The organism is Rhodanobacter sp. FW106-PBR-R2A-2-24 (assembly GCF_058789615.1).
The window spans coordinates 1,698,694-1,724,672 of sequence record NZ_JBYTBV010000002.1 but is presented as its reverse complement, the minus strand read 5'-3'; the positions used below and the strand labels follow the sequence as shown (position 1 = coordinate 1,724,672).

Genomic DNA, 25,979 nt, shown 5'->3' with positions numbered 1-25,979 from the left:
GGCTCCGGTCGAACTTGGGAAATCACGGCGCACGCCGTACCAGCGTGCGTTATACACGGGCCGGGCGCGATTTACACGGTCGCGGCCTGTGAGGATTTCCGCTTCCTGTGGAAATCCTCATCGACGCGTCCGGCGCAGATCCGTACGCGTCTCCGCGAATCAATCACTTGCGTGATCGACCCGCGATCGGCCCTCCGTGGCCGGGCTTCGAGGCTGAAAAATCACAGTCTCTCAGCCTGCGCGATGGCGGCCAGTCGTGCGCGCTGCATCGCCGCGCCGATGGCCGGGCCGGCGAGTCCCTGCGCCACGAACGGCGCCGCGCCGACGGCCGCCGCCGCCGCGCAGGCGCGGCGCAGCCAGGCGGCTTGCGGGTAGTCGTCGTGCTCGTGGCCGGGCCGGCCGCGAGCGTCGGCCTGGCAGGCGGCGAGCAGGGTTTCCAGCCGCTGCGGCCGGCGCAGCGCATCGAGCGCGCCGAGCAGTTTCAGCGTGGTGGCTGGCTTCAGTTCGCACGCGCGGTGCACGTTGGTGTGCTCGCGGCAGGTCAGTTCGGCCAGCGCGGCGTGTTCGGTCGGCACCTTGAGTCGCGCGCACAACGCGCGCAGCGGCGCCACGCCGCGCTGCTCGTGGCCGATATGGCGCGGCAGCACGGCGGCCGGCGTCAGCGCCTTGCCAAGGTCGTGGGTGAGCGCGCAAAAGCCCACCAGGTCGTCACCGGGCGCCAGCGCTGCCGCCGCATCCAGCACCAGCTCCAGGTGGATGCCGGTGTCCACCTCGGGGTGGTAGTCCGCACGCTGCGGCACGCCGTAGAGCGCGTCCACCTCGGGAAACAGCACGGCCAGCGCGCCGGCCTCGCGCAGCACGCGCAGGAAGGCCGACGGCTGCGGTTCGGCCAGCGCCTTGCGGGTTTCCGCCCACACCCGCTCGGGCACCAGGTGATCCACCTCGCCCGCGGCCACCATCTGCCGCAGCAGCGCCATCGTCTCGTCGGCCACGCGAAAGCCCAGCGGCGCGAAACGCGCGGCGAAACGCGCCACGCGCAAGAGCCGCACCGGGTCTTCCGCGAAGGCCGGCGAGACGTGGCGCAGCACGCGCGCCGCGATGTCGCGCGCACCGCCGTAGGGATCGATCAGCGCGCCGTGTTCATCCTGCGCGATGGCGTTGATGGTGAGGTCGCGGCGCAGGAGATCCTCCTCCAGCGTCACCGTGGGTTCGGCGTGGAAGCTGAAGCCGTGATAGCCGCGCCCGCTCTTGCGCTCGGTGCGCGCCAGCGCGTACTCCGCGCCCGTTCGCGGGTGCAGAAACACCGGGAAATCCTTGCCCACCGGCCGGTAGCCCAGCGCCAGCAGGTCGTCCGGGTGCGCCCCCGTCACCACGTAATCGCGGTCGCCGCCGGTGCGGCCAAGCAACTGGTCGCGGACGGCGCCGCCAACGAGATAGATCTGCATGGGGTGATTGTGGCACGGCGTGGCGGGAGACATTTCGGCCTCGGCGCGCCGTTGGCGTCTGTGAGCCGCAGGCGTGACGGCAGGTGGCTGGGCCATGACTTCCAGCCCGGGGCCGGTTTCCCGGGTGTTGAACGTTATGTTATAATATCGCAAAATATAGGTGCAGGAGTACCCTGCTGTCACCCATGGAATCCGGCACGTCATGAAGCACGCCACACCTTCCCTCACGCTGGCCTTCGCCCTTGGCCTGGCCTCCGCCCACGCCATGGCCGGCGCTGCCACCGCTGCCACCGCTGCCACCGCGCCCGCGGTGGCGGGGGACGACGGCGCACGCAATCAGCCCGCGCCCGGGGTGCGTGACCTGGGCGCGGTCAGCGTCTCCGCCGCGCTCGACCAGGCACGCAACGCGCTGTCGCCGGACACCGGCAGCAGCCAGTACGTGATCGACCAGAAGGCCATCGCGCAACTGCCGCTGGGCGCGTCCACGCCGGTGAACCAGGTGATCCTGCAGGCGCCGGGCGTGGTGCAGGATTCCTACGGTGGCCTGCACGTGCGCGGCGACCACGCGAACCTGCAGTACCGCATCAACGGCGTGATCGTGCCGGAGTCGATCTCCGGTTTCGGCCAGACGCTGGACGCACGCGCGATCAAGAGCGTGAGCCTGCTCGACGGCGCGCTGCCGGCGCAATACGGCCTGCGTACCGCCGCGGTGGTGGACATCACCACCAGGAGCGGCCACGAGCTCGGCAACGGCGGCAGTGTGGGCGTTACCGCCGGCTCGTTCGGCACGCTCAACCCGAATGCCTCGATCTGGGGCAACAGCGACCGCTGGAGCTGGTACCTCACCGGCAACTACCTCGAGAACGACGTCGGCATCGAGAACCCCACGGCCAGCCGCAAGCCCACCCACGACCACACCAACCAGGTGAAGGCGTTCGGCACGCTGAGCTACCTGATCGACGACGACACGCGCCTCAGCTTCATGTTCGGCGCCGCGAACAACCGCTTCGAGATTCCGAACCGGTCGGGCGAGACGCCGCAGTTCGGCTACCTCGACCGCACCGGTTTCGACTCCGCCAGACTCAACGAACAGCAGCACGAGCAGACCCGCTTCGGCGTGTTGTCGCTGCAGGGCAAGCTGGGCGCGACCGATTACCAGGTCTCGCTGGGCCAGCGTTACAGCGGCCTGCGGTACCTGCCCGACGACGTCGGTGACCTGATGTTCGACGGCGTGGCCGGCAGCATCCGCCAGGGTGATCGCGCGAGCACGCTGCAGGCGGATTTCGCGACAAGGCTCGACGAGGCGCACACCTTGCGCTACGGCCTGTACGGCAGCTTCGACCGCGCCGCCACGAACACGAATTCGCTGGTGTTCCCGGCCGACGCCGCGGGCAGCCAGGCCGGCACCACGCCGTTCGGCATCTTCACCGGCAACCGGATCGTGGCGAAGACCTGGTCCGGCTACGTGCAGGACGAATGGAGCATCGGCCAGGACTGGACGGTGAACTACGGCCTGCGCGGCGACATGTACAAGGCCTTCGGCGGCACGCAGAGCCAGCTCAGCCCGCGCCTCGGCGTGGTGTGGCAGGCTGGCGACAGCACCGCCGTGCATGCCGGCTACTCCCGCTACTTCACGCCGCCGGCCACCGAGATGATTACCGCCGCGAACATCGCGGCCTTCGCCGGCACCACCAACGCGGTGAAGAACTACGGCAACAACACCCCGCTGGCCGAGCGCGCCGACTACTTCGACATGGGCGTGTCGCAGAACCTCGGCAGCGCGTGGACGCTGGGCCTGGATACCTATTACCGCGAAGTGCGGCGCCTGCAGGACGAGGGCCAGTTCGGCCAGGCGCTGGTGTACTCCACCTTCAACTACCGCCGTGGCCGCGTGGCCGGCGCGGAGCTCACCGCCAACTACGCCAGCGGGCCGTGGTCGGGCTACGTCAACTTCGCGTACGGCAAGGCGATGGGCAAGCACGTCGTCACCAGCCAGTACAACTTCAGCCCCGAGGACCTGGCCTATATCGCGGGCCACTACATCCACCTCGACCACGACCAGAAGTACACCTCCTCCGGCGGCGTCAACTACGCGCTGGGCGACGACACGAAACTGGGCGCCGACTACCTGTTCGGCAGCGGCCTGCGCCGTGACGGCGCGGTACCGAACGGCGCGTGCCTGCCGGCCTACTTCCAGCTCAACCTCAACGTGTCGCACGACTTCGCCTTTGCCCGTTTTGGCAAGCTGCACACCCAGCTCGCGCTGATCAACGCGCTGGATCGCAGCTACGAGCTGCGCGACGGCACCGGCGTGGGCGTGGGCGCGCCGCAGTTCGGCCCGCGGCGCGGGCTGTACCTCGGCGTGCAGAAGGATTTTTGAGGCATCCGTTATCCTTGCCGGGTTTTCCGGCCATGGCTCCAGCAATGCATTCCCGACTCCCCGAACCCGGCAAGGACGAACAGGCGCATTCCGACCGCCTGCTGCGCAAGCTGCGCGAGCAGATCGCGGCAAAGGGGCCGCTGTCCTTCGCGCAGTACATGGATCGCTGCCTGTACGCGCCGGGGCTGGGCTATTACAGCGCGGGCAAGACCAAGTTCGGTGCGGCGGGCGATTTCGTCACCGCGCCGGAGCTGGGCTCGCTGTTCGCGCGCTGCGTGGCCAACACCACCGCGCCGGTGCTGGCGGCGCTGGGCGACGAAGCCGATTTTTTCGAGCTGGGCGGCGGCAGCGGCGCGTTCGCCGAGCATGCGCTGCAGGCCTTTGCCGCCATCGGCACGCTGCCGCGGCACTACCTGATCCTGGAGCCCAGCGCCGACCTGCGCGCACGCCAGCGCGAGCGTCTCGCCGCCGCGCTGCCGGCCGAACTCAATGCACGCGTGCAATGGCTGGATCGCCCGCCGGATCTGGACTGGCGCGGCGTGCTGTTCGCCAACGAGGTGATCGACGCGCTGCCCACCACACGCTTCACGCTGAAGGACGGTGAGGTGTTCGAGGAGTACGTGGCGCTGGACGGTGAAGGCCGGCTGCGGCGCACGGATCGCCCGGCCGACCCGCTGGTGGCCGGTGCGGTGCGCCACCTCGAACGCGATCTCGGCGCGCCCTTCGCCGACGGCTACCGCTCCGAAATCCTGCCGCAGCTGCCGTACTGGATGCAGGCCATCGCCGATGCCATGCAGGCCGGCGTGCTGCTGTTCGTGGACTACGGCTACGTGCGGCGCGAGTTCTACCTGCCCGAGCGCAGCGACGGCACCCTGATGGCGCACTATCGCCACCACGCGCACAACGACCCGCTGTGGCTGCCCGGCCTCAACGACCTCACCGCCTCGGTGGATTTCACCGCGCTGGCCGAAGCCGGCAACCATGCCGGCTTCGGCGTGGCGGCCTACCTGACCCAGGCGCAGTTCCTGATCGCCAGCGGCCTGCAGGAGGTCTTCGAGGCCGCGCATGCGCAGGCGCCGGACGAAGCCGCGCGTTATCGCCTCGCGCAGGAAGTGAAGCGGCTTACCCTGCCCGAGCAGATGGGCGAGCGTTTCCAGGCGATGCTGCTGGCGCGCGGCATGGACGTGCTGCCCTTGCCGGCGGAGCTTCTGGCCGCCGACCGGGGCGGCCACCTGTAGGAGCGCGCTGGCGCGCGATCACACGGCGCAAAACACCTGATCGCGCGCCAGCGCGCCCTGCGGGCGTGTCATTGCGCCGTGGGTGTGCGGCGGCGCTCCAGCGCCAGCCCCTTGAGCACGTTGAGCGCCTGCGCCAGCGCATAGTCGCCAGTGGCGAGCGAGCCTTCGGCGGCGCTACCGTCGTTGTCGATGTCGGCGCCGGCCTTGGCGTTCTGGTTGGCGAGGTGGTGCGGCAGGTCGGCTTCCGAGTCGATCAGCGCGGGAGCGCTGTCGGCCTTCTTCACGCTGAGGTCGGCCAGCGGGATGTCGGGTTTGATGCCTTCGGCCTGGATCGAGGTGCCGTTGGGCGTGTAGTAGCGCGCGGTGGTGAGTTTCACCGCATGGTCGGCGTCCAGCGGCAGCACGGTCTGCACCACACCCTTGCCGAAGGTGCGCTGACCGACCAGCAGGGCGCGGTGGTTGTCCTTCAGTGCGCCGGAGACGATTTCGGCGGCGGAGGCGGTGCCGTGGTTCACCAGCACCACCAGCGGCGCGCCGCCGAGCAGGTCGCCGGGGTGCGCGGAGAAGCTCATGTTGGCGTCGGCCAGCCGGCCGCGGGTGGTGACGATGGTGCCGGTGTTGAGGAAGTCGTCGCTGACCGAAACCGCCGCGGTGAGCAGGCCGCCGGGGTTGTTGCGTAGGTCGAGCACGGCGCCCTTGGGCGCGCCGGTCTTGGCGATCAACGCGTCGAGTTTGCTTTCGAGATCGCTCGCGGTGTCGCTCTGGAACTGGGTGATGCGGATGTAGTCGAAGCCGGGTTCGAGCTGGCGCAGCTTGACGCTGGTGATGGCGATGTTCTCGCGCACCAGCGGCACATCCACCGGCTTGTCGCTGCCCTTGTGCACGACGGTGAGGGTGATCTTCGTGCCCGGCTTGCCGCGCAACTGCTTGAACATGGCGTCCACGTTCTGCGGGTCGATCAGCGTGCCGTTGATCTTGACGATGGTGTCGCTGGGCTTGATGCCGGCGCGCGCGGCCGGAGTGTCATCGATGGGCGTGACGATCAGCAGGCCGCCGTCCTGTTCCAGCACCTCGATACCGAGGCCGCTGTACTGGCCGCTGGTGTCCTCGTCCAGTTGGGCGAGGCCTTCCTTGTCCAGGTATTCGCTGTGCGGATCGAGCCCGGCGAGCATGCCGCTGATCGCGTCCTTCATCAGCTCGTGGTTGCCCACCGGTTCCACGTAGGCCTGGCGCACGATGTCGTAGACGCGGCTGAAGCGGCGGATGTCGTCGAGGTCGACGGGCTTGTCGGCGGGCGCGTCGGCGCGCACCTGGGTGGGCGCAAGGTCGGTGGGCGGCTCGGGCGCGCTGGCGGCGGATGCCGGTGCAGCCTGCGCGTGGACGACGGACGCCGCCAGCAGCAGGGCGCACAGGCTATAGGTGGGAAACCGCATGGAACGACTCCGGGGAAGGTGCACGCCATCCGTGCTGTACGACGCCAGCCTGCGACGGCGGCGCGCGCGCGTCAACGGTGTTTTTCCAGCCAGCGGCGCGGATCGACCGGCTTGCCGTCGTGGCGCAGCTCGAAATACGCGCCGGTGTTGATGCCGGTGGGCGCGCTGGCGGTGCCCACGGCCTGGCCGGCCTTCACCGCGTCACCCACGGCATGCAGTAGGCTCTCGTTGTTGCCGTACATGCTCATCCAGCCGTCGCCGTGGTTGAGGATGAGCAGCATGCCGTAGCCGCGCAGGAAGCCGGCGTAGACCACCCGGCCGTTGGCCACGGCATGGACCTCGCTGCCGCTGGCGGCGCGGATCAGCACGCCGTTGCCGTAATCGTGCACTTCGCCGGCGGTCGGCCAGGGCAGGTTGCCGCGGATATTGGCGCGGGCATGGCCCGGTTCGGCCGGCGCTGGCGCATGATCGCCGTGCTTGCGCGAGGCGGCCGCGCGCGCAGCCGCCTCACGCGCAGCCGCCTCGCGCATCGCGGCGTCGATCTGCCGCTGCAACTGCGCGACCAGCGCGTTGAGCGATTGCTCGTCCTTGCGCAGCGCGGTGAGGCGCTGCGCCTGATCCTGGTAGGTGGCGTCGACCTGGCCGGCCAGCTTCTGCTGCGCGGCGCGCTGTTGCGCCAGCTGCCGGTTTCGCGCCTCGCGCTCGCTGCGCTGCGCCTGCAAGGCTTGCTGCTCGGTGGCGATCTGCGACTCCAGCGTCTGCAGCTGGGCGAGGCTGGCCATGAGCGCCCGCACGCGCTGCAGGCGATCCTCCTGGAAGTATTTCGAGTAGGCCAGCGCGCGCGCGATGCGGCTCACGTCGTCGCCATCCAGCAGCAGGCGCAGGTCCGAACCGTGGCCCAGGGCGTAGCTGGCGCGCAGCAGGTCGGCGATGGCGGCCCGCTGGCCGGCCAGTTTCTGCTTGAGGTCGGCGCGCTGCTGCCGCAGTTGGTCGAGCTGCTGTTGCTTGGCGGCGAGCGCGGCGTCGATCTCGCGCAGCGCGCGCGCGGCGGCGGCCAGCGCGGCGGTCTGCTGCGCCAGCTCCGCGTTGAGCTGGTCGCGCCTGGCGGCGGTCGTGGCCTGCTGCTTGTCCAGCGCCTGCACCTGCTGTTGCACGTTGCCGAGTTTTTCCCTGGCGGCGGCCTGGTCGGTTTGCGCCTTGTCCTGGCGGGCCAGCGCGGACGTTCCGGCGAGTGCGCTGCCAAGCGCGACGGTGGTGAACAGGGCGGCGTGGGCGAGGCGGCGTGGGCTGGGCATCGGCCGATTATCACCGAGCCCGCGGACGGCGGCGAGCCGTCCGTGGGGCGGCCGTTCACGGGGACAGCGTCACGGCATCATGGCGACGACCGCCAGCGCGGGGGTGGCCGGCAGCGCCAGTGCCTTGCGCAACTCGGCGCGCGCCGCCGCGTAGTCCGCCTGCCAGGCCGGATCGTCCAGCAGGCGCCCGCCGAGCACGGTACCGGCGAGCCGGCCGGCTTCCACGTCGCTGGGGTAGTGCACGCCCATCACGACGCGGTGCTGCGCGTATAGGTCAGCCCGGGCGAAGATCGCCGCGCGCCGCTCCGGCACCATGTTCGCCAGCAGCACCGCCTCGGTATAGCCCAGGGTGGAATGGCCGCTGGGATAGCTCCAGTCGTCCGGCTGCTCCTGGCTGAGCGGATGCACCGCGTGCGACACCAGCACCGGGCGTGGGTGGTGCCAGAACGCCTTCACCGCTTTCACCTCACCCTTGTCGTAGGCCACCACGCGGGCGAACAACGCCGCCGTGCGGGGCAGCTGCTGTGGCGTGAACGACGCGCCGAACACATCGGCGTAGCGGAACACGCTGTGCGCCTCGTCGGCCTTTGCCGCGGCGATCCCGGCAGGTGTGCGCTGCGCTTGCATGGCCAGCACGCCAGCCAGGTCGCGCCGTGCCGCCAGCGACCCGACAGCGGGCGGCGGCGGCAGCAGCGCGGCGAGATCCACCGCGGGCGCGTTGCCGTCGGCGGCGAACGCGGGCAGGGCGGCGAACAGCAGCAGGGAAAACAGGATCGATGTGCGCATCGTCAGAACCTCGCCGACAGCGTGAGCTGGTAGTTGCGCTCGGGGATGGTGAAGTACAGCGGCGTGTTGTCCTGCGCGGTGTAGCCGGCGAGGTCGTAGACGTGCTTGTTGTCGAACACGTTGCCGACCTGCACGCCCACGCGCACGTCCTTGATGTCGCTGTCCGCCATGTCGAAGCTGTAGCTGGCGGAAAGGTTGGTGATCGCGTAGCCGCCCATGCGCTGGGTTTCGCCGCTGTCGCCGTAGCGCAGGCCCACGAACTTGTCGATCAGCGAGGCGTACAGCGGGCCGCTGCGGTAGATCAGGCCCAGTGCCGCGGTCTTGTGCGGCGCGTTCGGCAGCCACTGGTTGGTGGCCTTGTCGATCGCGCGGTTGAGCGAGCCGTTCGCGTACAGGCTGAGGCCGCCGCCGAGCTGGTAGCTGCCTTCCAGCTCCAGGCCTCGATAGGTGGCGCCGCCGGTGTTGTAGAAATAGGTGATGCCGCCGACCTTGCGCTTCTCCACCTTGTTGGTGAAGCGGATGTCGTAGACGTCGGCGGAAAGGCTGAGGCGATCGTCGCTCCAGGTGCTGCCGAGCTGGAGGTTGGTGGTGCCCTGCGGCTTGACGTCGCTGGCGCGCGGGTCGGTGGTGTAGAAGGTGTTGAGGTTGGGTGCGAGGAAACCCTTGGCCCATTGCGCGTAGGCCGTCCAGTTCGACATGAACTCCCAGTGCACGGCCAGCGCTGGCAGCGCCTTGCTCCAGGTCTTCGCGTACTGCAGCGGCTGGCCGGTCTTCTGGTTCACCGTGGCGTCGATGCTGCGCTTGAAGTCCACGTATTTCACGCCGCCGGTGAGCCAGGCGGTGTCGGCGAAGTTCCACTGGTATTCGAGGTAGGGCTGGAAGGTGCGCAGCGTGTCGTTCATGCGGCGGTCGACCGCGGCGGAAGCGGGCACGGCATTGAGCGCGCCGCCCAGCGTCTCGTCCGTCTCGACCTGCCAGCGCAGGTTGTCCTGGTGGTCGTACCAGAAGCCGGTGCGCAGCTCGCCCGGGCCGAGTGCCTTCGCGAGGCGGAAGATGTCGCCCCAGGAGCGGTAGATGTTGCGCATGCGCTGGCCCGGCACATCGTTGGCGCCGTACACGGTGCCGTTCGGCGTCTCGCCGTTGGGGTCGAGCGCGTTGTAGCCGAAGTGGTTGTAGCCGTAGGTGTAGGCCTTGTCGCTTAGCGTCCAGCCGTTGTCCGCGTAGTGCAGGCCGACGTAACCCATGTCGGTGTTGATCTCGTCCTTGTTGTAGCGGTAGTAGGCCTGGCTGGCCGGATCGTTGTTGAGGCCGTAGTTCGGGCCGAATTGCTGGATCTGCGCCAGCGTGGCGCCGAACGGGATGTACTGGTGCAGCTTGTTGTACAGGCCCATGAAGCTCAGCGTGAGGTGCTCGGTGAGCGGCTGCACGATCTTCGCCATCACGTTCTGGCGACGCTGGCCGGCGTGGGTCAAATAGCCGTCTGAATCGCCGTTCTGCGCGATCAGCAGGGCGCTGGTGCCGCCGGTCTGTGCGATGCGGCCGGTATCGAGTTCGGCGCCTTCCGTGCGGGTGTTCCAGCTGCCGAAGCTCAGCCACGGCTCGATGCCGAAGTCCGCCGTCGGGTCCTTCGAAGTCACCGCCACGGTGCCGCCGAAGGTGGCGTTGCCCAGCGTGGAAGCCGTGCCGGGGCCGCGATCGACCACGATGCTGCTGGTGTCGCGGTTGGTGTAGTAGCTGGTGGAGTGGTGGGTGAAGTCGTTCGAGTCGCCCCAGGGCAGGCCGTCGAAGCTGACGTTGTATTCGCCGTCGTTGAAGCCGCGCAGGTTGACCTGCGCCGCCTCCATCAGGCCGGGGCCGTTCGGCGCCACGGTGGAGACGCTGGGCGCGATCGCGATGGCGTCGGTGTAGTCGCCGCTGGGCGGGATGTTCTGCTGCAGGTACAGGCTGCCGATCAGCGACTGCGGCTCGGTGGCAAGGGTCGAGGCCTGCGTGGGCGCGACCACCGTGGTGGTGGCCGCGGTCACCTGCACGGCATCGAGACGCTTGGCCTCCTGCGGCGAGGGGAGGGCGTTGGCGTCTGCCGCCGTGGCCGCTGGCGCGGCGGGCCTCGTGTCGTCGGCCTGGGCCGATGACGCCAGCGCGATGGCAATGGCCAGCGCCAGCAGGGCGGGGCCGGGGTGGCGAGGAAAGCGCGTGGACAGGGGCATGAGGGATCCGGAGAGTAGGGCAAGGTGCGGCGCGCATGTTGGGCCGCGCACATGACAGTCGAGCAACAAAACGGAGACACCCGATGACGGGATGCCCGCACTCCATGGGGGCCTGCATCGGGCGTGGCCATCGGCATGGCGTTGCGCCATCGCGCACAATGGGGTGGGTTCCCGATGGCACGCAGCGCATGCTCAACCGGCTCTGGTACGGCTTCTTCCTCGTCGCGGCGCTGGCCGCACTCGCGCGCTGGCTGGGCAGTGGCGACGCGGGCGTGTTCGCAGCCATCGTGGCCGCCCTGTTCGACATGGCCGACCTGGGCGTGAAGGTGATGCTGCTGCTGTTCGGCACGCTCACCCTGTGGCTAGGTTTCCTGCGCATCGCGGAGGCCGCCGGTTTGGTGGACAGGCTGGCTTGGCTGCTCGGCCCGCTGTTCGCGCGGCTGATGCCGGAAGTGCCGCGCGGCCATCCGGCGGTCGGCCTCATCACGCTGAACTTCGCGGCGAACGCGCTGGGCATGGACAACGCGGCCACGCCGATTGGCCTGCGCGCGATGCGCGAGCTGCAGACGCTGAACCCGTCGGATGACACCGCCAGCAACGCACAGATCCTGTTTCTGGTGCTGAACGCCTCCTCGCTCACGCTCTTGCCGGTGACGGTCTTCATGTACCGCGCGCAGGCTGGCGCGCACGATCCCACCCTGGTGTTCCTGCCGATCCTGCTAGCACATTTCTGCGCCAACCTGACGGGGCTGCTGGCGGTGGCCTTCATGCAGCGCCTGCGCCTGAGCGACCCGGTGGTGCTGGCCTGGCTGCTGGGCGGCGGCGTGCTGCTGGGCAGCTTCGTGGCGGTGCTCGCTTCGCTCACCGCCGCCGCGCTGGCCTCGTTGTCGGGGCTGCTCGGCAACCTGCTGCTGTTTGGCGTGGTGGTGGCCTTTCTGTGCGCCGGCGCGTACAAGCGCGTGCCGTTGTTCGAGAGCTTCGTCGACGGTGCCAGGCAGGGCTTCGAGGTGTCGAAGGATCTCTTGCCCTACCTGATCGCCATGCTGTGCGCGGTGGGCGTGCTGCGCGCGTCCGGCGCGCTGGATTTCGCGCTGGGCGGTATCCGCTGGGCCGCCATGCACGCGCACCTGGATACGCGCTTCGTTGATGCCCTGCCGACGGCCTTGGTGAAACCCTTCTCCGGCAGCGCGGCGCGCGCCATGCTGATCGAAACCATGCATCACAACGGGGTGGACAGTTTTCCCGCCCTGCTGGCCGCCACCATCCAGGGCAGCACCGAAACCACGTTCTACGTGGTGGCGGTGTACTACGGCGCGGTGGGCATACGCCGGGTGCGCCACACCATCGGCTGCGCCCTGCTGGCCGACCTGGCCGGGGTGCTGGCGTCGATTGGCGTGTGTTACTGGTTTTTCGGCTGAGCGGCTGTGAGAAAGCACCCGTTTGCTGCGGTCGCCGCCGAACGGCGCCATGGCGGCGACGCTTGAACTTTCGCCGGCGCCGAGACGGAAGCGGCGGCGTCAGGCCGATGTGAAAATTCAACTTTTCCAGCGCCGCGCCGTTATTGTAGCCATGCAGAGACGTGTGCCTGCCAAGGCGAAAAATCCGGGGGTGCCAGTTCGCGTGTTCGGATCATGTCTGCCATGGCGTTGGTTTGCTGGGTGCCTGCTGGCACCGTGGTTTCTGCTGGCTGCGCTGCCGGCTCGGGCGGCTGATCTGCCGGTGCCGAGCGCTGGCGCCAGCGCCAGCGCTTTCGACCACCTGGCGGATCAGCTGGAGCACGACGACGTGGTGTTGCCCACGCGCGCCGACGCCATGCGTGCGCTCGCCCGGCTCAAGGCGGACGTGCCGCCCGGCGACGTCCGCCGCGAGCTGCGCTACCGGTATCTGTATTGTTTCCTCGGCATCGAGGGCAATCCGACGGCTGGCAAGGCCTACGCCGAGCGTGGCCTGGCCGATGCCCATCGTGCCGGCGCGGTGGCCGCCGAGATCAATTTCCACTATTGCCGCGGCTCCTATCAGGAAGCCTTGACCACGCCGCGCGATGCTTTGCCCGACTACGACGCCGGCATTGCGTTGGCCAAGCGGACGGAGAACAGCCAGTTGGTGGCCGACGGCTACACCTGGCGTGGTTCGGTGCAATCGCTGCTGGGCGAATACGCCAAGGCCGTGGTCAACCTGCTGGAAGCGCAGCGCTACTACGCCAGCACGGGTTCCAAGGGCGATCAGCAAGGCAACCTGCTGAACATCGCGATCGCCTACCGCCGGCTTGGCGAAGATACCAAGGCGCGCGGCTATCTCGACCAGCTGATGGCGGCGGGCATCCAGGACAAGGACGTGGCCTTGCAGGAAGCCGTGCACATGGAGCTGGGCTTCATCGGCCTGCAGGCCGGGGGTGGGCATCTCGAGGACGCCAGGCAACAGTTCGAGGCGGCGCTCGACACGGCCGTGAACACCCAGAGCACCATCGGCATGGCCTCCGCACACCTCGGCCTGGCCCAGGTACTCAACCAGACGGGCGCCTATGGCGACGCCCTGGCCATGCTGGCCACCGTCAAGTCGGAGTTGAACCGGACGGGCGATCATTCGAGCGGCGACATGGTGGCGACCCAGGAGGGCGTCGCGCATGCCGGCCTGGGCAAATATCCGCAGGCCATCGCCGATTTCGACCGCGCCGAGGCCTTGCTGCGCAAGAGCGGCAACCTGCGTTATTACAAGGATCTGCTGATCCAGCGCTCGCGCAGCTACGAGGCGATCGGCAACACCGGCCAGGCGCTGGCCGACCTGCAGCACGTGGTGAGCCTGGAGGCGGCGCTGGAAAGTCGGGCGCGTTCGGATTCCGCCACCCTGATGGGTTACCAGTTCGACGCCGCCCGGCGCGACCAGGAAAACCAGAAGCTCGCCGCCGACCGCAAGCTGCAGGAGCAGCAACTGAAGTCGCTGGAGCGCGTGCGCCAGTGGCAGCAGGTGGCGCTGCTGCTGGGCGGCCTGCTGATCGTGCTGCTGCTGTGGCTGGCTTACCGCTAGGTGCGTTTTGCCCGCCGCCTGCAGCAGATCGCCAACACCGACCCGCTCACCGGCATCGCCAACCGGCGCAGCATCGAGCTGCAGGGCCAGCGCATGCTTGAACAGGCGGCCATCAACAACCTGCCGATGGCGGTGGCGCTGATCGACATCGACCATTTCAAGCAGGTCAACGATACGTATGGCCACCAGGTGGGCGATGTCGTGCTGGCGCGCATCGCTGCCGTCTGCCGCGATACCTTGCGCTTGGGCGACGTGATCGGGCGTATCGGCGGCGAGGAGTTCCTGGTGCTGTTGCCCGGCGTCGACGTGGAGCAGGTGCGCGATATCGCCGAACGCCTGCGCGGCATGGTCGAGATGCTGGCGCTGGACGATGTCGTGCCCGGCCAGCGCGTCACCATCAGCCTGGGCAGCACGGTACGCATCGAGCCGGATCGCCATTTTGGCGAGTTGGTGGCGCGTGCCGATGCCGCGCTGTACCGCTCCAAGGAAGCGGGACGCAACCGGGTCACCGTCGCCATCGAGGAAGATGCCGCCGTGAAGGCAAGGCGCATGCCGACGCCTGCGGCGCCGCACTGAGGGGCCGCGAAAAATCGCCTGTCTACGGCGGCCTTGCCAAGGGCGCTTGATGACGTCCTTGCGGCGACGTTCGAATTTTTCACAGGCACTGACCGTGCAACCCGACGCTGGCTGCTTTCCTGTGGAAGGGGAGGCCTTGCTTCGCAAGTGGCTTCGGCTTCGGCTACGCTGCGGTCGCACTGGCGCAGAGGGGCTGTGCCGGCAATTCGACAAGGGGAAGGCATATGGGGAATGGTTCCGCACTGGCCGCGCTGGCCGGCATGGGTTTGTTGGCAATCCTGGTGATGGCGGTGGTCGGCATCCTGGTCGCCGCACTGGTGCTCAGCTTTGCCTACCGCATCGTGGTGGGCAACATGCCCTCTTACCCGCGCGCGCTGGGCACGGTGGTGGCGGCGTGGCTGGCATCCACGGTGGCCGCCGTGGTGTTGCGCCTGGTGATGTCGGGCGGGCTGGGCGGCTTGCTGGTGCTTGCCGCGCAGTTCCTGATCGGCGCGGCCATCATCAACCTGTTGCTGCCGTCAGGCAGCGGGCAGATTGGCTTTGGCAAATCCTGCCTGGTGCAATTGGTCTACACGGTGATCTTCATCGTCATCGCCATTGTCATCGGCCTGTTGGGGGCGCTGCTGTTCGGCGGCATGCTGATGCACCACTGAGCGGCTGCGGTTTCAGCCATCCAGCCCGGCCATGGATGGCCGGACGCGAGCAGCCGCGCAAATGACTGCTTCGCGCAGGTGCGTACGGACATGCACCGCACGCGCCGATGAAACATCCCGCACGATGCGGGATGTTTCATCGATGCTGAGCGGCCGCCGCGGGTGGTCGCCACCCGCGGTTTTGCCGTCCAGACGTCTGAACCGGAAGTGCGCGCAAGAATCTGCGATTTCGGTTTGCCGGCGAATCTGCGTAGAATTTCCGCCTTTGGGTAATGGCGGAAGCTCATGACGAAAGCGGACGATCCCTCGCCCGGGCGCGCCGACGTGCGTACCGAGGGCAGCACCGACGCCTTGCCGATCGCGCCGGCGCTGGGCATGTCGCTGGACGCGGCCAGCATGCCGCGCAAATCCACCCTGGTCACCCGGCGCATCCTGCTGCTCAGCGTGCTGGCGGTGATCCTGGGCGTGGCCTCGGCCTACGTGGCGCAGCTCCTGATGCTGCTCATCAACCTCATCACCGACCTGTGCTACTACGGCCGCATCTCGGATGTAGTCGGGCCGCACGCAAGGCATGGCTCCTTCGTGCTGTCACCGGCGGGCACCTCCTTCGGCGCCTGGGTGATCCTGATGCCGGCCATCGGCGGACTGGCCGCCGGCATCATGGCGCGCTGGGGCTCGCGCGCGATCCAGGGCCACGGCATTCCCGAGGCGATGGAGCAGATCCTCACCAATGAGTCCAACATCCCGGCGCGGATGACCTGGCTCAAGCCATTGTCCTCGGCCTTCGCCATCGGCACCGGCGGTCCGTTCGGCGCGGAAGGCCCGATCATCTCCACCGGCGGCGCGTTGGGTTCGCTGATCGGCCAGCTGCTGCGAGTGACCGCCAACGAGCGCAAGGTGCTGCTCGCGGCCGGTGCGGCGGCGGGCATGGCGGCGGTGTTCGGCGCACCGGTGGCCTCGCTGGTGTTGGCGGTGGAACTCCTGCTGTTCGAACTGCGCCCGCGCTCGCTGATCCCGGTGGCGCTGGCCACGATCACCGCGGTGGGCGTGCGCTACGCCACCTACGGCGCCGCCCCGGTGTTCCAGATGCCCAACGTGGCCGAGCCGGGCAGCCTCGCGCTGGTGGGCTTCGTCGTGATCGGCGGCCTGGTCGGCTATGTGTCGATCTGGGTCACCAAGGCGGTGTACGGCGTCGAGGATCTGTTCGAAAAGCTGCCCATCCACTGGATGTGGTGGCCGCTGCTCGGCGCGCTGGTGGCGGGCCTGGTGGGCTGGGTCGAGCCGCGCACGCTGGGCGTGGGCTACGACAACATCGATGCGCTGGTGCAGGGCCGCTTCGGGCTCGGCCTGCTGCTCAGTTTCGGCGCGCTGAAGTTTGTTTCCTGGGTGATTTCGCTGGGCAGCGGCACCTCTGGCGGCACGCTGGCGCCCTTGTTCATGATCGGCGGCTCGCTGGGCGCGGTGATCGGCATTGGCATCAACTACGTCGTGCCGGGCGCGCATGTCGATCCGCGCATCGCCGCGCTGGTGGGCATGGCGGCGATCTTCGCCGGCTCCTCGCGCGCGCTGCTCACCGCGGTGGTGTTCGCCTTCGAGACCACCCGCCAGCCGGCGGCGCTGCTGCCGCTGCTGGGTGGCTGCGTGGCGGCCTACCTGATCTCGGCGCTGCTGATGCGCAACACCATCATGACCGAGAAGATCGCCCGCCGCGGCGTGCGCGTGCCGTCCGAATACGCGGCCGATTACCTGGAGCAGGTGTCGGTGGGCGACGTGTGCGCGCGCGAGGTAGTGTCGCTCAAGACCACGCAGACGCTGGCCGAGGTGCGCCCCTGGCTGAACGACGGCGCGCCGGAAACGCGGCATCAGGGCTTTCCGGTGGTGGACGAGTCGGGCCGTGTCTGCGGCGTGCTCACCCGGCGCACCCTGCTCGATCCGCAGTGGCACTACACCCATACCCTGCGCGAGCTGGTGACGCGCCAGCCGATCGCGGTGAACGAGGGCGACTCGCTGCGCGAGGCGGCCGACCACATGGTGGCCGAAAAGGTGGGCCGGCTGATCGTGGTGAGCAAGGACGATCCGCACAAGCTGGTGGGCATCCTCACCCGTGGCGACGTGCTCGCCGCGCATGCGCAGCGCCTGCGCGAGGCGCGCGAATCCTCGCGGCACCTGAAGTTGCGCGACGGCTTCAGGCCGCAGCCGCGCAAGGGCGACCTCATGGACGGTTACGGCCACGCGCGCGGCACGAAAAAGCGCTGATGGCGTGGCGGCGGCCCGGGCTTCCCGGGCCGCCGCGGGCGTCACATCACGCGGTCGCCCAGCAGCACCACGTCGGCCGGACGCTGCGCGAACAGGCCCACGGTGACCACGCCGGCGAGCTGGTTGAGTTCGCGCTCCAGTGCCACCGGATCGGTGATGCGCCAGCCGTGCACGTCGATGATCCAGTTGCCGTTGTCGGTGGTGACGCCGTCGCGCCACACCGGCTGGCCGCCGAGTTTCACGATTTCGCGACTCACCAGGCTGCGCGCCATCGGGATCACCTCGATCGGCAGCGGGAACTTGCCCAGCACGTCCACGCGCTTGCTGGAGTCGATGATGCAGACGAACTGCGCCGCCGCCGCCGCCACGATCTTCTCGCGCGTCAGTGCCGCGCCACCGCCCTTGATGAGGCGCCGGTGCGGATCGCACTCGTCCGCGCCGTCGACGTAGAGGCCGAGCGGGCCGGTGGCGTTGAGATCCAGCACCTCGATACCGTGCTTCCTGAGCTGCGCGGTGGACTGCTCCGAGCTGGACACCACGCCGGCGATGCGATCCTTCATCGTCGCCAGTGCGTCGATGAAATACGCCACCGTGCTGCCGGTGCCCACGCCCACGATGGCGCCGTCCTCGACGTAGCGCAGCGCGGCTTCGCCGGCGAGTTTCTTTTCGTTGGGCTGGGTCATGGCGGCACCGTGGACTGGAAAGGGCGCCATGATCGTCGATTTGCGCGTGCGTCGCCATTTCGGGGCAGGCCGCAGTGGTAGGAGGGCGGGTTACCGTGGATGCGCTGCACGCTGGCCCCAACGACCTCAGCCTGGGCAGGCTCGCGCGGTCGCCGACATTCCGCGGTGTGGTCTTGGACGACGATTCATTGGCCAGCCCGCATCCTGCCTTATCCGGGCCCGGACACCTGCGTGGCGCCGCCGAGTTTCACGGGCCAGCATGCGCTGACGCGCAACGGCATCCATTGGCGGTGTTATTTCTGGGCGCCGTCACCATCCCGCGTGCGGGATCGCTTTGCGTTATTTCTTGCGACGTGCCGAAAATGATGCGCAGCGTTTTGCGTTAAATAGAAAGATAACCCGCCAAACCCGGATCGCGGCACTACCGCCGATGGGCTTGCATCGCCTCTGCCACATGGTTTGCCGGGTGCAAAGGAGGTCGCATCGGCCGGGGATGTGCCTTATGTAATTACGCAATACGTTATTTGTTGCTGTTATTTCTTGCTTTATGAAGATTGGATGAATGGCAAGAGTCAATCCGGTTTCATTCCAGAAAATTTCGTATTGACGATTCATACACGCATTGCGTAGCTTCGAGAGGTTCGCTGATGGGGAACATGGCGAACGGTTCCGGACGATGTCTGCGGGGGCGGACGTCGTCGAGCGAGGTCCACGGTTGTCGCACGAGGAATGTCTCGGGGGGGGCGGCGATGCGTGGTTGCGCCAGGGAGCCGACTGGCAAACAACCTTAACGGTGTCGCGCAGGCGACCAACCACTGTCCGGGGTCGAATGACCACGGTGGGCCGTTTTGTCCCAAATCCCGGGGATCATCCCATGCATCACGTTCGTCTGAAACCGCTGGCCGCCGCCATTGTCATGACTGCCGCTGCCCCCGTGTTCGCCGCGCCGATCCATACCGGTGGCGTGGCGGCTTATGCCGCCGCGCACCATGGCGCTGCACTGCGCACGGACGCGCGCCGCGTGGCCCCGGGATCGGACCGATAAGGTAAGTGCGACATCACCATGGCGGCCATTCGCCGTGGGCTTCCGCAAGTCAGTGAAAACCGAAATACATGTGCAGGGGGCGCATGTGTCCACCACCTTCTATCTTGATTGGGGAGAGCACGTGAAAAGCCTACTTTTGAAGACACTCGCAGCGTCCGTCCTGCTGGGCATGGTTGCCGGGCCGGCGCTTGCCCAGTCCAACGGGAGCGCGAAGGATCAGGGGAATCCCTACTCGCCTGCCTACGGGCACAGCTACCGCCATGGCGCCATTCCCACCCGGGAAGTGCACCAGAAGATGAAGTATTACAAGGCGACGCACATGCCTGCCGCGATGACGGCGGCGACCGGCGCCAACACGCTCAGCTATGCCGGCGGCATCGATGGCGTGGGCGTGATGGACGGGCACGTCAAGGTGTACATCGTCTATTACGGCAGCCAGTGGGGCTCGCGGAGCACGAACGCGAACGGCGATGACGTGTTCTCCGGCGACTCCTACGGCGCGGCGGCCAGTGCCGAGGAAATGTTCAAGGGCATCGGCACCGGCGGCGAACTGTGGTCGGCCGACCTGACCCAGTGGTGCGACGGCCCGAACGTGGCCAGCGGCGCCACCAGCTGCCCGTCCAACGCGAGCTTCGTGCCCTACCAGACCGGCGGCGTGTATGCCGGCGCCTGGTACGACAACTCGGCGGCGGCGCCCAGCGCCCCGACCGCGACCGATCTGGCGAACGAGGCGATCAAGGCGGCGGCGCACTTCGGCAACACCGCACAGGGTTCGAACCGCTACACCTACTACATCATCATGTCGCCGCACGGCACCGATCCGGACAACTACCAGAGCCCGACCCAGGGCTACTGCGCGTGGCACAACTACACCGCCTCCTCGTATGGCGACATCGCCTACAGCAACCAGCCCTACAACATGGATCAGGGTTCGAGCTGCGGCGCGGACTTCGTGAATGCGGCGCCGGGTGGTGATCTGGACGGCTGGACGATGACGCTGGGCCACGAATGGCACGAGATGATGTCGGACACCTATCCGGCCGGCGGCTGGACGAACCAGGTCAGCGGTTCGGCCGACAACGGCATGGAGAACTCCGACGAGTGCGCCTGGATCGCGGCGGGTCAGGCGGGTGGCGCGGCCAACGTGACGATGGGCACGGGCACCTTCACCGAACAGGCCAGCTGGTCGAACGACACCAACTCCTGCGCGATCACGCATGCGATCGTGGGCGGCGGTTCGAGCGGCGGCGGCAGCACGCCGGTGGCGAACTTCACCGACACGGTGAGCGGCCTGACGGTGAGCTTCACCGACAGCTCCACCGATACGGGCGGCACGATCAGCTCGTACGCGTGGGACTTCGGCGACGGCGCGACCGACACCACAGCGAACCCGAGCCACACCTACGCGGCGGCCGGCACCTACACCGTGTCCGAGACCGTGACCGACAGCACCGGTGCGACCAACACCAAGACCGCCTCGGTGACCGTCTCCAGCGGCAGCACGGGCGGCGGCACGTTCAGCAGCACCGACACGCCGGTGAGCATCGGCGACAACGCCACGATCCAGGACGGTATCGCGGTGAGTGGCCAGTCGGGCAACGCGCCATCCACGTTGAAGGTGAACGTCAACATCACCCACAACTGGTCGGGCGACCTGGAGATCGATCTCATCGCGCCGGACAGCACGTCGTACACGCTGCAGTCGCCGGATTACAACAACGACGGCGACATCAATACCACCTATACGGTGAATGCATCGGCCGACCAGGCCAACGGCACCTGGCAGTTGCAGGTGATCGACAACGACCCGTGGTACAGCGGCGACGCAGGCACGCTGAATGGTTGGAGTCTGCAGTTCTGAGGTGAAACACGGCGCGCACGGATGCGCGCCGCACCGCCCGGGATCGGGCCGATGAGGCAAGTGCGACACCGCCATGGCGGCCATCCATCGCCATGGGCTTTCACAAGGCAGTGAAACTCGAACACATGTGCGGGGGCGCAGGTGTTCACTACCTTCTATCTTGATTGGGGAGAGCACGTGAAAAGCTTACTTTTGAAGACACTCGCAGCGTCCGTCCTGCTGGGCATGGTTGCCGGGCCGGCGCTTGCCCAGTCCAACGGTGGCGCGCAGGGTCAGGGGAACCCTTACTCGCCTGCCTACGGGCACAGCTACCGCCATGGCGCCATTCCCACCCGGGAAGTGCACCAGCAGATGAAGTACTACAAGTCGAAGCACATGCCTGCCGCGATGACGGCGGCGACCGGCGCCAATACGCTCAGCTATGCCGGCGGCATCGATGGCGTGGGCGTGATGGACGGCCACGTCAAGGTGTACATCGTCTATTACGGCAGCCAGTGGGGCTCGCGGAGCACGAACGCGAACGGCGATGACGTGTTCTCCGGCGACTCCTACGGCGCGGCGGCCAGTGCCGAGGAAATGTTCAAGGGCATCGGCACCGGCGGCGAACTGTGGTCGGCCGACCTGACCCAGTGGTGTGATGGCCCGAACGTGGCCAGCGGCGCCACCAGCTGCCCGTCCAACGCGAGCTTCGTGCCGTACCAGTCCGGCGGCGTGTATGCCGGCGCCTGGTACGACAACTCGGCGGCGGCGCCCAGCGCCCCGACCGCGACCAACCTGGCGAACGAGGCGATCAAGGCAGCGGCGCACTTCGGCAACACCGCGCAAGGCTCGAACCGCTACACCTACTACATCATCATGTCGCCGCACGGCACCGATCCGGACAACTACCAGAGCCCGACCCAGGGCTACTGCGCGTGGCACAACTACACCACCTCCTCGTATGGCGACATCGCCTACAGCAACCAGCCCTACAACATGGACATGGGGTCGAGCTGCGGCGCGGACTTCGTGAATGCGGCGCCGGGCGGTGATCTGGACGGCTGGACGATGACGCTGGGCCACGAATGGCACGAGATGATGTCGGACACCTATCCGGCCGGCGGCTGGACGAACCAGGTCAGCGGTTCGGCCGACAACGGCATGGAGAACTCCGACGAGTGCGCCTGGATCGCGGCGGGTCAGGCGGGTGGCGCGGCCAACGTGACGATGGGCACGGGCACCTTCACCGAACAGGCCAGCTGGTCGAACGACACCAACTCCTGCGCGATCACGCATGCGATCGTGGGCGGCGGTTCGAGCGGCGGCGGCAGCACGCCGGTGGCGAACTTCACCGACACGGTGAGCGGCCTGACGGTGAGCTTCACCGACAGCTCCACCGATACGGGCGGCACGATCAGCTCGCATGCGTGGAACTTCGGCGATGGCAGCAGCTCGACCGCGACCAGCCCGAGCCACACCTACGCGGCGGCCGGCACCTACACCGTGTCCGAGACCGTGACCGACAGCACCGGTGCGACCAACACCAAGACCGCCTCGGTGACGGTGACCGCACCGCCGCCGGCTGGCAGCCCAGTGGCGAACTTCACCGACACGGTGAGCGGCCTGACGGTGAACTTCACCGACAGCTCCACCGATACGGGCGGCACGATCAGCTCGCATGCGTGGAACTTCGGCGACGGTAGCAGCTCGACCGCGACCAACCCGAGCCACACCTATGCGGCGGCCGGTACCTACACCGTGTCCGAGACCGTGACCGACAGCGCCGGCGCGAGCAACAGCAAGAGCGCCTCGGTGACGGTGACCGCACCGCCGCCGCCGCCGGGTGGCACCTTCAGCAACAACAAGAAGATGGTCATCGGCGACAACGCGACGATCAAGAGCAGCATCAGTGTGACGGGTGAGCCGGGTGCCGCGCCGTCCAACCTGCAGGTGCATGTCAACATCACGCACAACTGGTCGGGTGACCTGGAGATCGATCTGATCGCGCCCAACGGTGCCTATGCGGAGCTGCAGGCGCCGGATTACGGTGACGACGGCAACATCAACACCACCTGGGCCGTGAACGCGTCCTCGGTGCAGGGCAACGGCACCTGGAAGCTGCGCGTGATCGACAACGACCCGTGGTACAGCGGTGACTACGGCACCCTGAACGGCTGGAGCCTGACGTTCTGAAGTGACATTCGGCGCGCACGGACGCGCGTCGCGTGAATGGAAACGAGCCCGGCCGGCGACGGCCGGGCTTTTCGTTTCCGCTGAAAGCCCGTGGAAACCGCGGCCATCGGCTGCGACCGTCGCCAGGTGTGTCCGGCACGCCGTTGCGACGACGCGCGAATTTTCACCGGCGCCAGGGGCGGCGCATGCGACCATGCGCGGATGACGACCAACACACCAGCGCGCGTGGCGATCATCGGCGGCGGCCCGGCCGGCCTGATGGCGGCCGAAGCCGCGCGCGCCGCCGGCCTCGCGGTCGACCTCTTCGATGCCATGGGCTCGGTGGGGCGGAAATTCCTGCTCGCCGGCAAGGGCGGGCTCAACCTCACCCACGGCGAGCCGTTCGCGCGCTTCGTCGAGCGCTACGGCGAACGCCGCGACGACGTGGCGCGCTGGCTGCGCACCTTCGACGCGGACGCGCTACGCCACTGGGCACGCGGGCTGGGCGTGGAAACCTTTGTCGGCAGCTCGGGCCGCGTCTTTCCCGCCGACATGAAGGCCGCGCCGCTGCTGCGGCGCTGGCTGCAACGCCTGCGCGGCGATGGCGTGGGCTTCCACATGCACCATCGCTGGCTGGGCTGGGCGGACGATGGCGCGCTGCGCTTCGCCACGCCGGAGGGCGAGCGGCGCGTGGCCGCCGACGCCGTGGTGCTGGCGCTGGGCGGTGCGAGCTGGCCGAAGCTGGGCTCCGATGGCGCCTGGGTGGCGCCGCTGCGTGCCGCTGGCGTCGACATCGCGCCGCTGCAGAGCGCGAACTGCGGCTTCGAGATCGCCTGGAGCGAGCATCTGCGCACGCGCTTTGCCGGCGCGCCGCTGAAGCCTGTCGTCGCTCACTGGATCGACCGCCACGGCGTCGCGCAAGCGCGCCAGGGCGAATGCGTGCTCAGCGAATACGGCATCGAGGGCAGCCTGGTCTATGCCATCGGTGCGGACTTGCGCGAGCGCATCGCGCGCGACGGCCATGCGGCGTTGCGGCTCGATCTCGCGCCGGGCTTCGCGCCAGCCGTCTTGGCCGAACGCCTCGCTGCGCCGCGCGGCAAGCACAGCCTGGGCGACTGGCTGCGCCGCCGCGCCCACCTGGACGGCACCAAGTGCGCGCTGGTATTCGAGGATGCGGACAAGACGGTGCTGGCCGATCCGGCGAGGCTCGCCGCGCGGATCAAGGCGCTGCCGCTCACCCTGTGTGCGCCGCGTCCGCTGCACGAGGCGATCAGCACCGCCGGCGGCGTGCGGCTGGAGTCGCTGGATGAAGCCTTGATGCTGCGTGCGCGCCCCGGCGTGTTCTGTGCCGGCGAGATGCTGGACTGGGAAGCGCCCACCGGCGGCTACCTGCTCACCGCCTGCTTCGCCAGCGGGCTGCTCGCCGGGCGTGGCGCGGCGCAATGGTTGCGCCGCGCGGACGGGCTCAACCCAGCGTGCGCACGCGGAAGTTGCGGCCCTTGATGCGTCCCGCGCGCAGCCGTTCCAGCGCCTTGGCCGCCAGCGCGCGGCTGATCGCGACGTAGGCGCGGGTGGCGAACACGTCGATCTTGCCGATGTCTTTCGCCGCCAGCCCGGCATCGCCGGTGAGCGCGCCGAGGATGTCGCCGGGGCGCAGCTTGTCCTGCCGGCCGGCGTCGATCACCAGGGTCTGCATCGGCGCGAGGTTCAACTGCTTGCCGCGCGATGGCGCGATGCGCAGCGGATGCCAGGGCAGCGGCTGGCCGAGTTGTTCCTCGATGTTCTGCGCCTTGGGGCGCTCGCGCGGGGTGACCAGGGTGAGGGCGAGGCCACGCTCGCCGGCGCGCCCGGTGCGGCCCACACGGTGGGTGTGGGTGTCCGGGTCGTGCGCGATGTCGTAGCTCACCACCAGCGGCAGCGCGGCGATGTCGAGGCCGCGCGCTGCCACGTCGGTGGCCACCAGGATGTTGCAGCTGTGGTTGGCGAAGCGCACCAGCACCTCGTCGCGGTCGCGCTGTTCCATGTCGCCGTGCAGGGCGAGCGCGGAAAAGCCGCGGCGATCCAGCTCCTGCGCCACCGCGTCCACGTCCTTGCGCATGTTGCAGAACACCAGCGCGTGCTGCGCCGGCTCCGCGCTGAGCGTGCCCCTGGCCAGCAGTTGCGCCAGCGCGTCGGGCTTCTGCGCCGGCTCCACTTCGTGGAAGCGCTGCTCGATGGTGGTTTCCTCGGGCGCGACGTCCACCGTCACCGCCACCGGCTCGCGCTGCAGGCGCTGGCTGGTCGCGCGGATTTCCTCGGCATAGGTGGCCGAGAACAGCAGGGCCTGGTGATGCTTGGCGATGCGCCCGACGATGTCGTCGATCGCTTCGGAAAAGCCCATGTCCAGCATGCGGTCGGCCTCGTCCAGCACCAGCACCTGGATGCCGCCGCCGTGCAGGCTGCCGCGCTTGAGGTGTTCCTGCACGCGGCCGGGCGTGCCGACCACGATGTGCGGGTCGTGCGCTTCCAGCGAGGCGAGCTGCGGGCCCAGCGGCATGCCGCCGCACAGGGTGAGCAGCTTCACGTTGGGGATGTTCGCGGCGAGCTTGCGGATCGCCTTGCTGACCTGGTCGGCCAGCTCGCGCGTGGGGCACAGCACCAGCGCCTGCAGGCGGATCGTCTCCACCTGCAAGGCTTGCAGCAGGGCGAGGCCGAACGCGGCGGTCTTGCCGCTGCCGGTGCGCGCCTGCGCGATCACGTCGCGGCCGTCCAGCATCGGCGGCAGGCTTTGCGCCTGCACCGGCGTCATCTCCGCATAGCCGAGGGTGTCGAGGCTGGCGAGCAGGGCGGGCTTGAGCGGGAGCGTGGCGAAGGCGGTCATGCACCATGATCGCATGCCGCCGTCCCGGCCGGCGCTTGCATCCACGGGCGACGTGGTCGAACCTGTGCGGCCTGTGTTCCCGCCAA

Annotated in this window: 17 protein-coding genes; 10 read left to right on the top strand and 7 right to left on the bottom strand. The window is 68.4% G+C overall.

Features of this window, described 5'->3' with window-relative positions; translation table 11 throughout:
- Positions 1–221: 221 nt before the first annotated feature.
- The gene (locus tag AC3WQA_RS09170; RefSeq protein WP_492674764.1) at positions 222–1,445 is read right to left on the bottom strand and encodes a multifunctional CCA addition/repair protein; all 1,224 of its coding nucleotides are present in this window, start codon (positions 1,443–1,445) and stop codon (positions 222–224) included.
- Between the two features lie 202 nt (positions 1,446–1,647).
- Between AC3WQA_RS09170 and AC3WQA_RS09165 the strand changes: the two genes are divergently transcribed.
- Positions 1,648–3,825 (top strand): TonB-dependent receptor, encoded by a 2,178-nt coding sequence (locus AC3WQA_RS09165; RefSeq protein WP_492674763.1) that lies wholly within the window; start codon positions 1,648–1,650, stop codon positions 3,823–3,825.
- A gap of 44 nt (positions 3,826–3,869) precedes the next feature.
- A complete protein-coding gene (locus AC3WQA_RS09160; protein ID WP_492674762.1) occupies positions 3,870–5,063 on the top strand; it encodes a class I SAM-dependent methyltransferase in 1,194 nt (397 codons plus the stop codon).
- A 68-nt stretch (positions 5,064–5,131) separates the two neighbouring features.
- Here AC3WQA_RS09160 and AC3WQA_RS09155 read toward each other — a convergent pair whose 3' ends face one another.
- The 4 genes from AC3WQA_RS09155 to AC3WQA_RS09140 all read right to left on the bottom strand — a co-directional run bounded on the left by AC3WQA_RS09155 (position 5,132) and on the right by AC3WQA_RS09140 (position 10,784).
- Positions 5,132–6,496 carry a S41 family peptidase gene (locus tag AC3WQA_RS09155; protein ID WP_492674761.1) on the bottom strand — a complete coding sequence of 455 codons (1,365 nt, stop codon included), beginning with the start codon at positions 6,494–6,496 and terminating at the stop codon, positions 5,132–5,134.
- Positions 6,497–6,567: 71 nt separating this feature from the next.
- Positions 6,568–7,791, bottom strand: coding sequence for a murein hydrolase activator EnvC family protein (locus AC3WQA_RS09150; RefSeq protein ID WP_492674760.1), 1,224 nt, complete (start codon positions 7,789–7,791; stop codon positions 6,568–6,570).
- 69 nt (positions 7,792–7,860) lie between these two features.
- On the bottom strand, positions 7,861–8,577 hold the full coding sequence (locus AC3WQA_RS09145; protein WP_492674759.1) for an acid phosphatase: 717 nt from the start codon (positions 8,575–8,577) through the stop codon (positions 7,861–7,863).
- 2 nt (positions 8,578–8,579) lie between these two features.
- Positions 8,580–10,784, bottom strand: a complete 2,205-nt coding sequence (locus tag AC3WQA_RS09140; RefSeq protein WP_492674758.1) for a TonB-dependent receptor — start codon at positions 10,782–10,784, stop codon at positions 8,580–8,582.
- 188 nt (positions 10,785–10,972) lie between these two features.
- On the opposite strand from AC3WQA_RS09140, the gene AC3WQA_RS09135 reads away from it, so the two are divergent.
- The 5 genes from AC3WQA_RS09135 to AC3WQA_RS09115 all read left to right on the top strand — a co-directional run bounded on the left by AC3WQA_RS09135 (position 10,973) and on the right by AC3WQA_RS09115 (position 17,293).
- The gene (locus tag AC3WQA_RS09135; protein ID WP_492674757.1) at positions 10,973–12,202 is read left to right on the top strand and encodes a nucleoside recognition domain-containing protein; all 1,230 of its coding nucleotides are present in this window, start codon (positions 10,973–10,975) and stop codon (positions 12,200–12,202) included.
- Positions 12,203–12,503: 301 nt separating this feature from the next.
- Positions 12,504–13,808, top strand: coding sequence for a hypothetical protein (locus tag AC3WQA_RS09130; RefSeq protein ID WP_492674756.1), 1,305 nt, complete (start codon positions 12,504–12,506; stop codon positions 13,806–13,808).
- On the top strand, positions 13,809–14,384 hold the full coding sequence (locus AC3WQA_RS09125) for a GGDEF domain-containing protein (RefSeq protein ID WP_492674755.1): 576 nt from the start codon (positions 13,809–13,811) through the stop codon (positions 14,382–14,384).
- A gap of 224 nt (positions 14,385–14,608) precedes the next feature.
- Positions 14,609–15,037, top strand: a complete 429-nt coding sequence (locus AC3WQA_RS09120; protein ID WP_492674754.1) for a hypothetical protein — start codon at positions 14,609–14,611, stop codon at positions 15,035–15,037.
- 285 nt (positions 15,038–15,322) lie between these two features.
- A complete protein-coding gene (locus tag AC3WQA_RS09115; RefSeq protein WP_492674753.1) occupies positions 15,323–17,293 on the top strand; it encodes a chloride channel protein in 1,971 nt (656 codons plus the stop codon).
- 41 nt (positions 17,294–17,334) lie between these two features.
- Here the strand turns inward: AC3WQA_RS09115 and rpiA are convergent, their stop codons facing one another.
- Positions 17,335–17,976 (bottom strand): ribose-5-phosphate isomerase RpiA, encoded by a 642-nt coding sequence (gene rpiA / locus AC3WQA_RS09110; RefSeq protein ID WP_492674752.1) that lies wholly within the window; start codon positions 17,974–17,976, stop codon positions 17,335–17,337.
- A 1,166-nt stretch (positions 17,977–19,142) separates the two neighbouring features.
- Between rpiA and AC3WQA_RS09105 the strand changes: the two genes are divergently transcribed.
- From AC3WQA_RS09105 to AC3WQA_RS09095, 3 genes are all read left to right on the top strand, one after another.
- Complete coding sequence (locus tag AC3WQA_RS09105; protein WP_492674751.1) at positions 19,143–20,882, top strand: proprotein convertase P-domain-containing protein; 1,740 nt, start codon at positions 19,143–19,145, stop codon at positions 20,880–20,882.
- A 177-nt stretch (positions 20,883–21,059) separates the two neighbouring features.
- Complete coding sequence (locus AC3WQA_RS09100) at positions 21,060–23,054, top strand: PKD domain-containing protein (protein WP_492674750.1); 1,995 nt, start codon at positions 21,060–21,062, stop codon at positions 23,052–23,054.
- A gap of 201 nt (positions 23,055–23,255) precedes the next feature.
- Positions 23,256–24,536, top strand: a complete 1,281-nt coding sequence (locus tag AC3WQA_RS09095; RefSeq protein ID WP_492674749.1) for a TIGR03862 family flavoprotein — start codon at positions 23,256–23,258, stop codon at positions 24,534–24,536.
- Here AC3WQA_RS09095 and dbpA read toward each other — a convergent pair.
- Entirely contained in the window at positions 24,499–25,893 is a 1,395-nt protein-coding gene (gene dbpA, locus AC3WQA_RS09090) for an ATP-dependent RNA helicase DbpA (RefSeq protein WP_492674748.1), read from the bottom strand. The two genes, AC3WQA_RS09095 and dbpA, sit on opposite strands and share 38 nt — an antisense overlap.
- Positions 25,894–25,979: the final 86 nt, after the last annotated feature.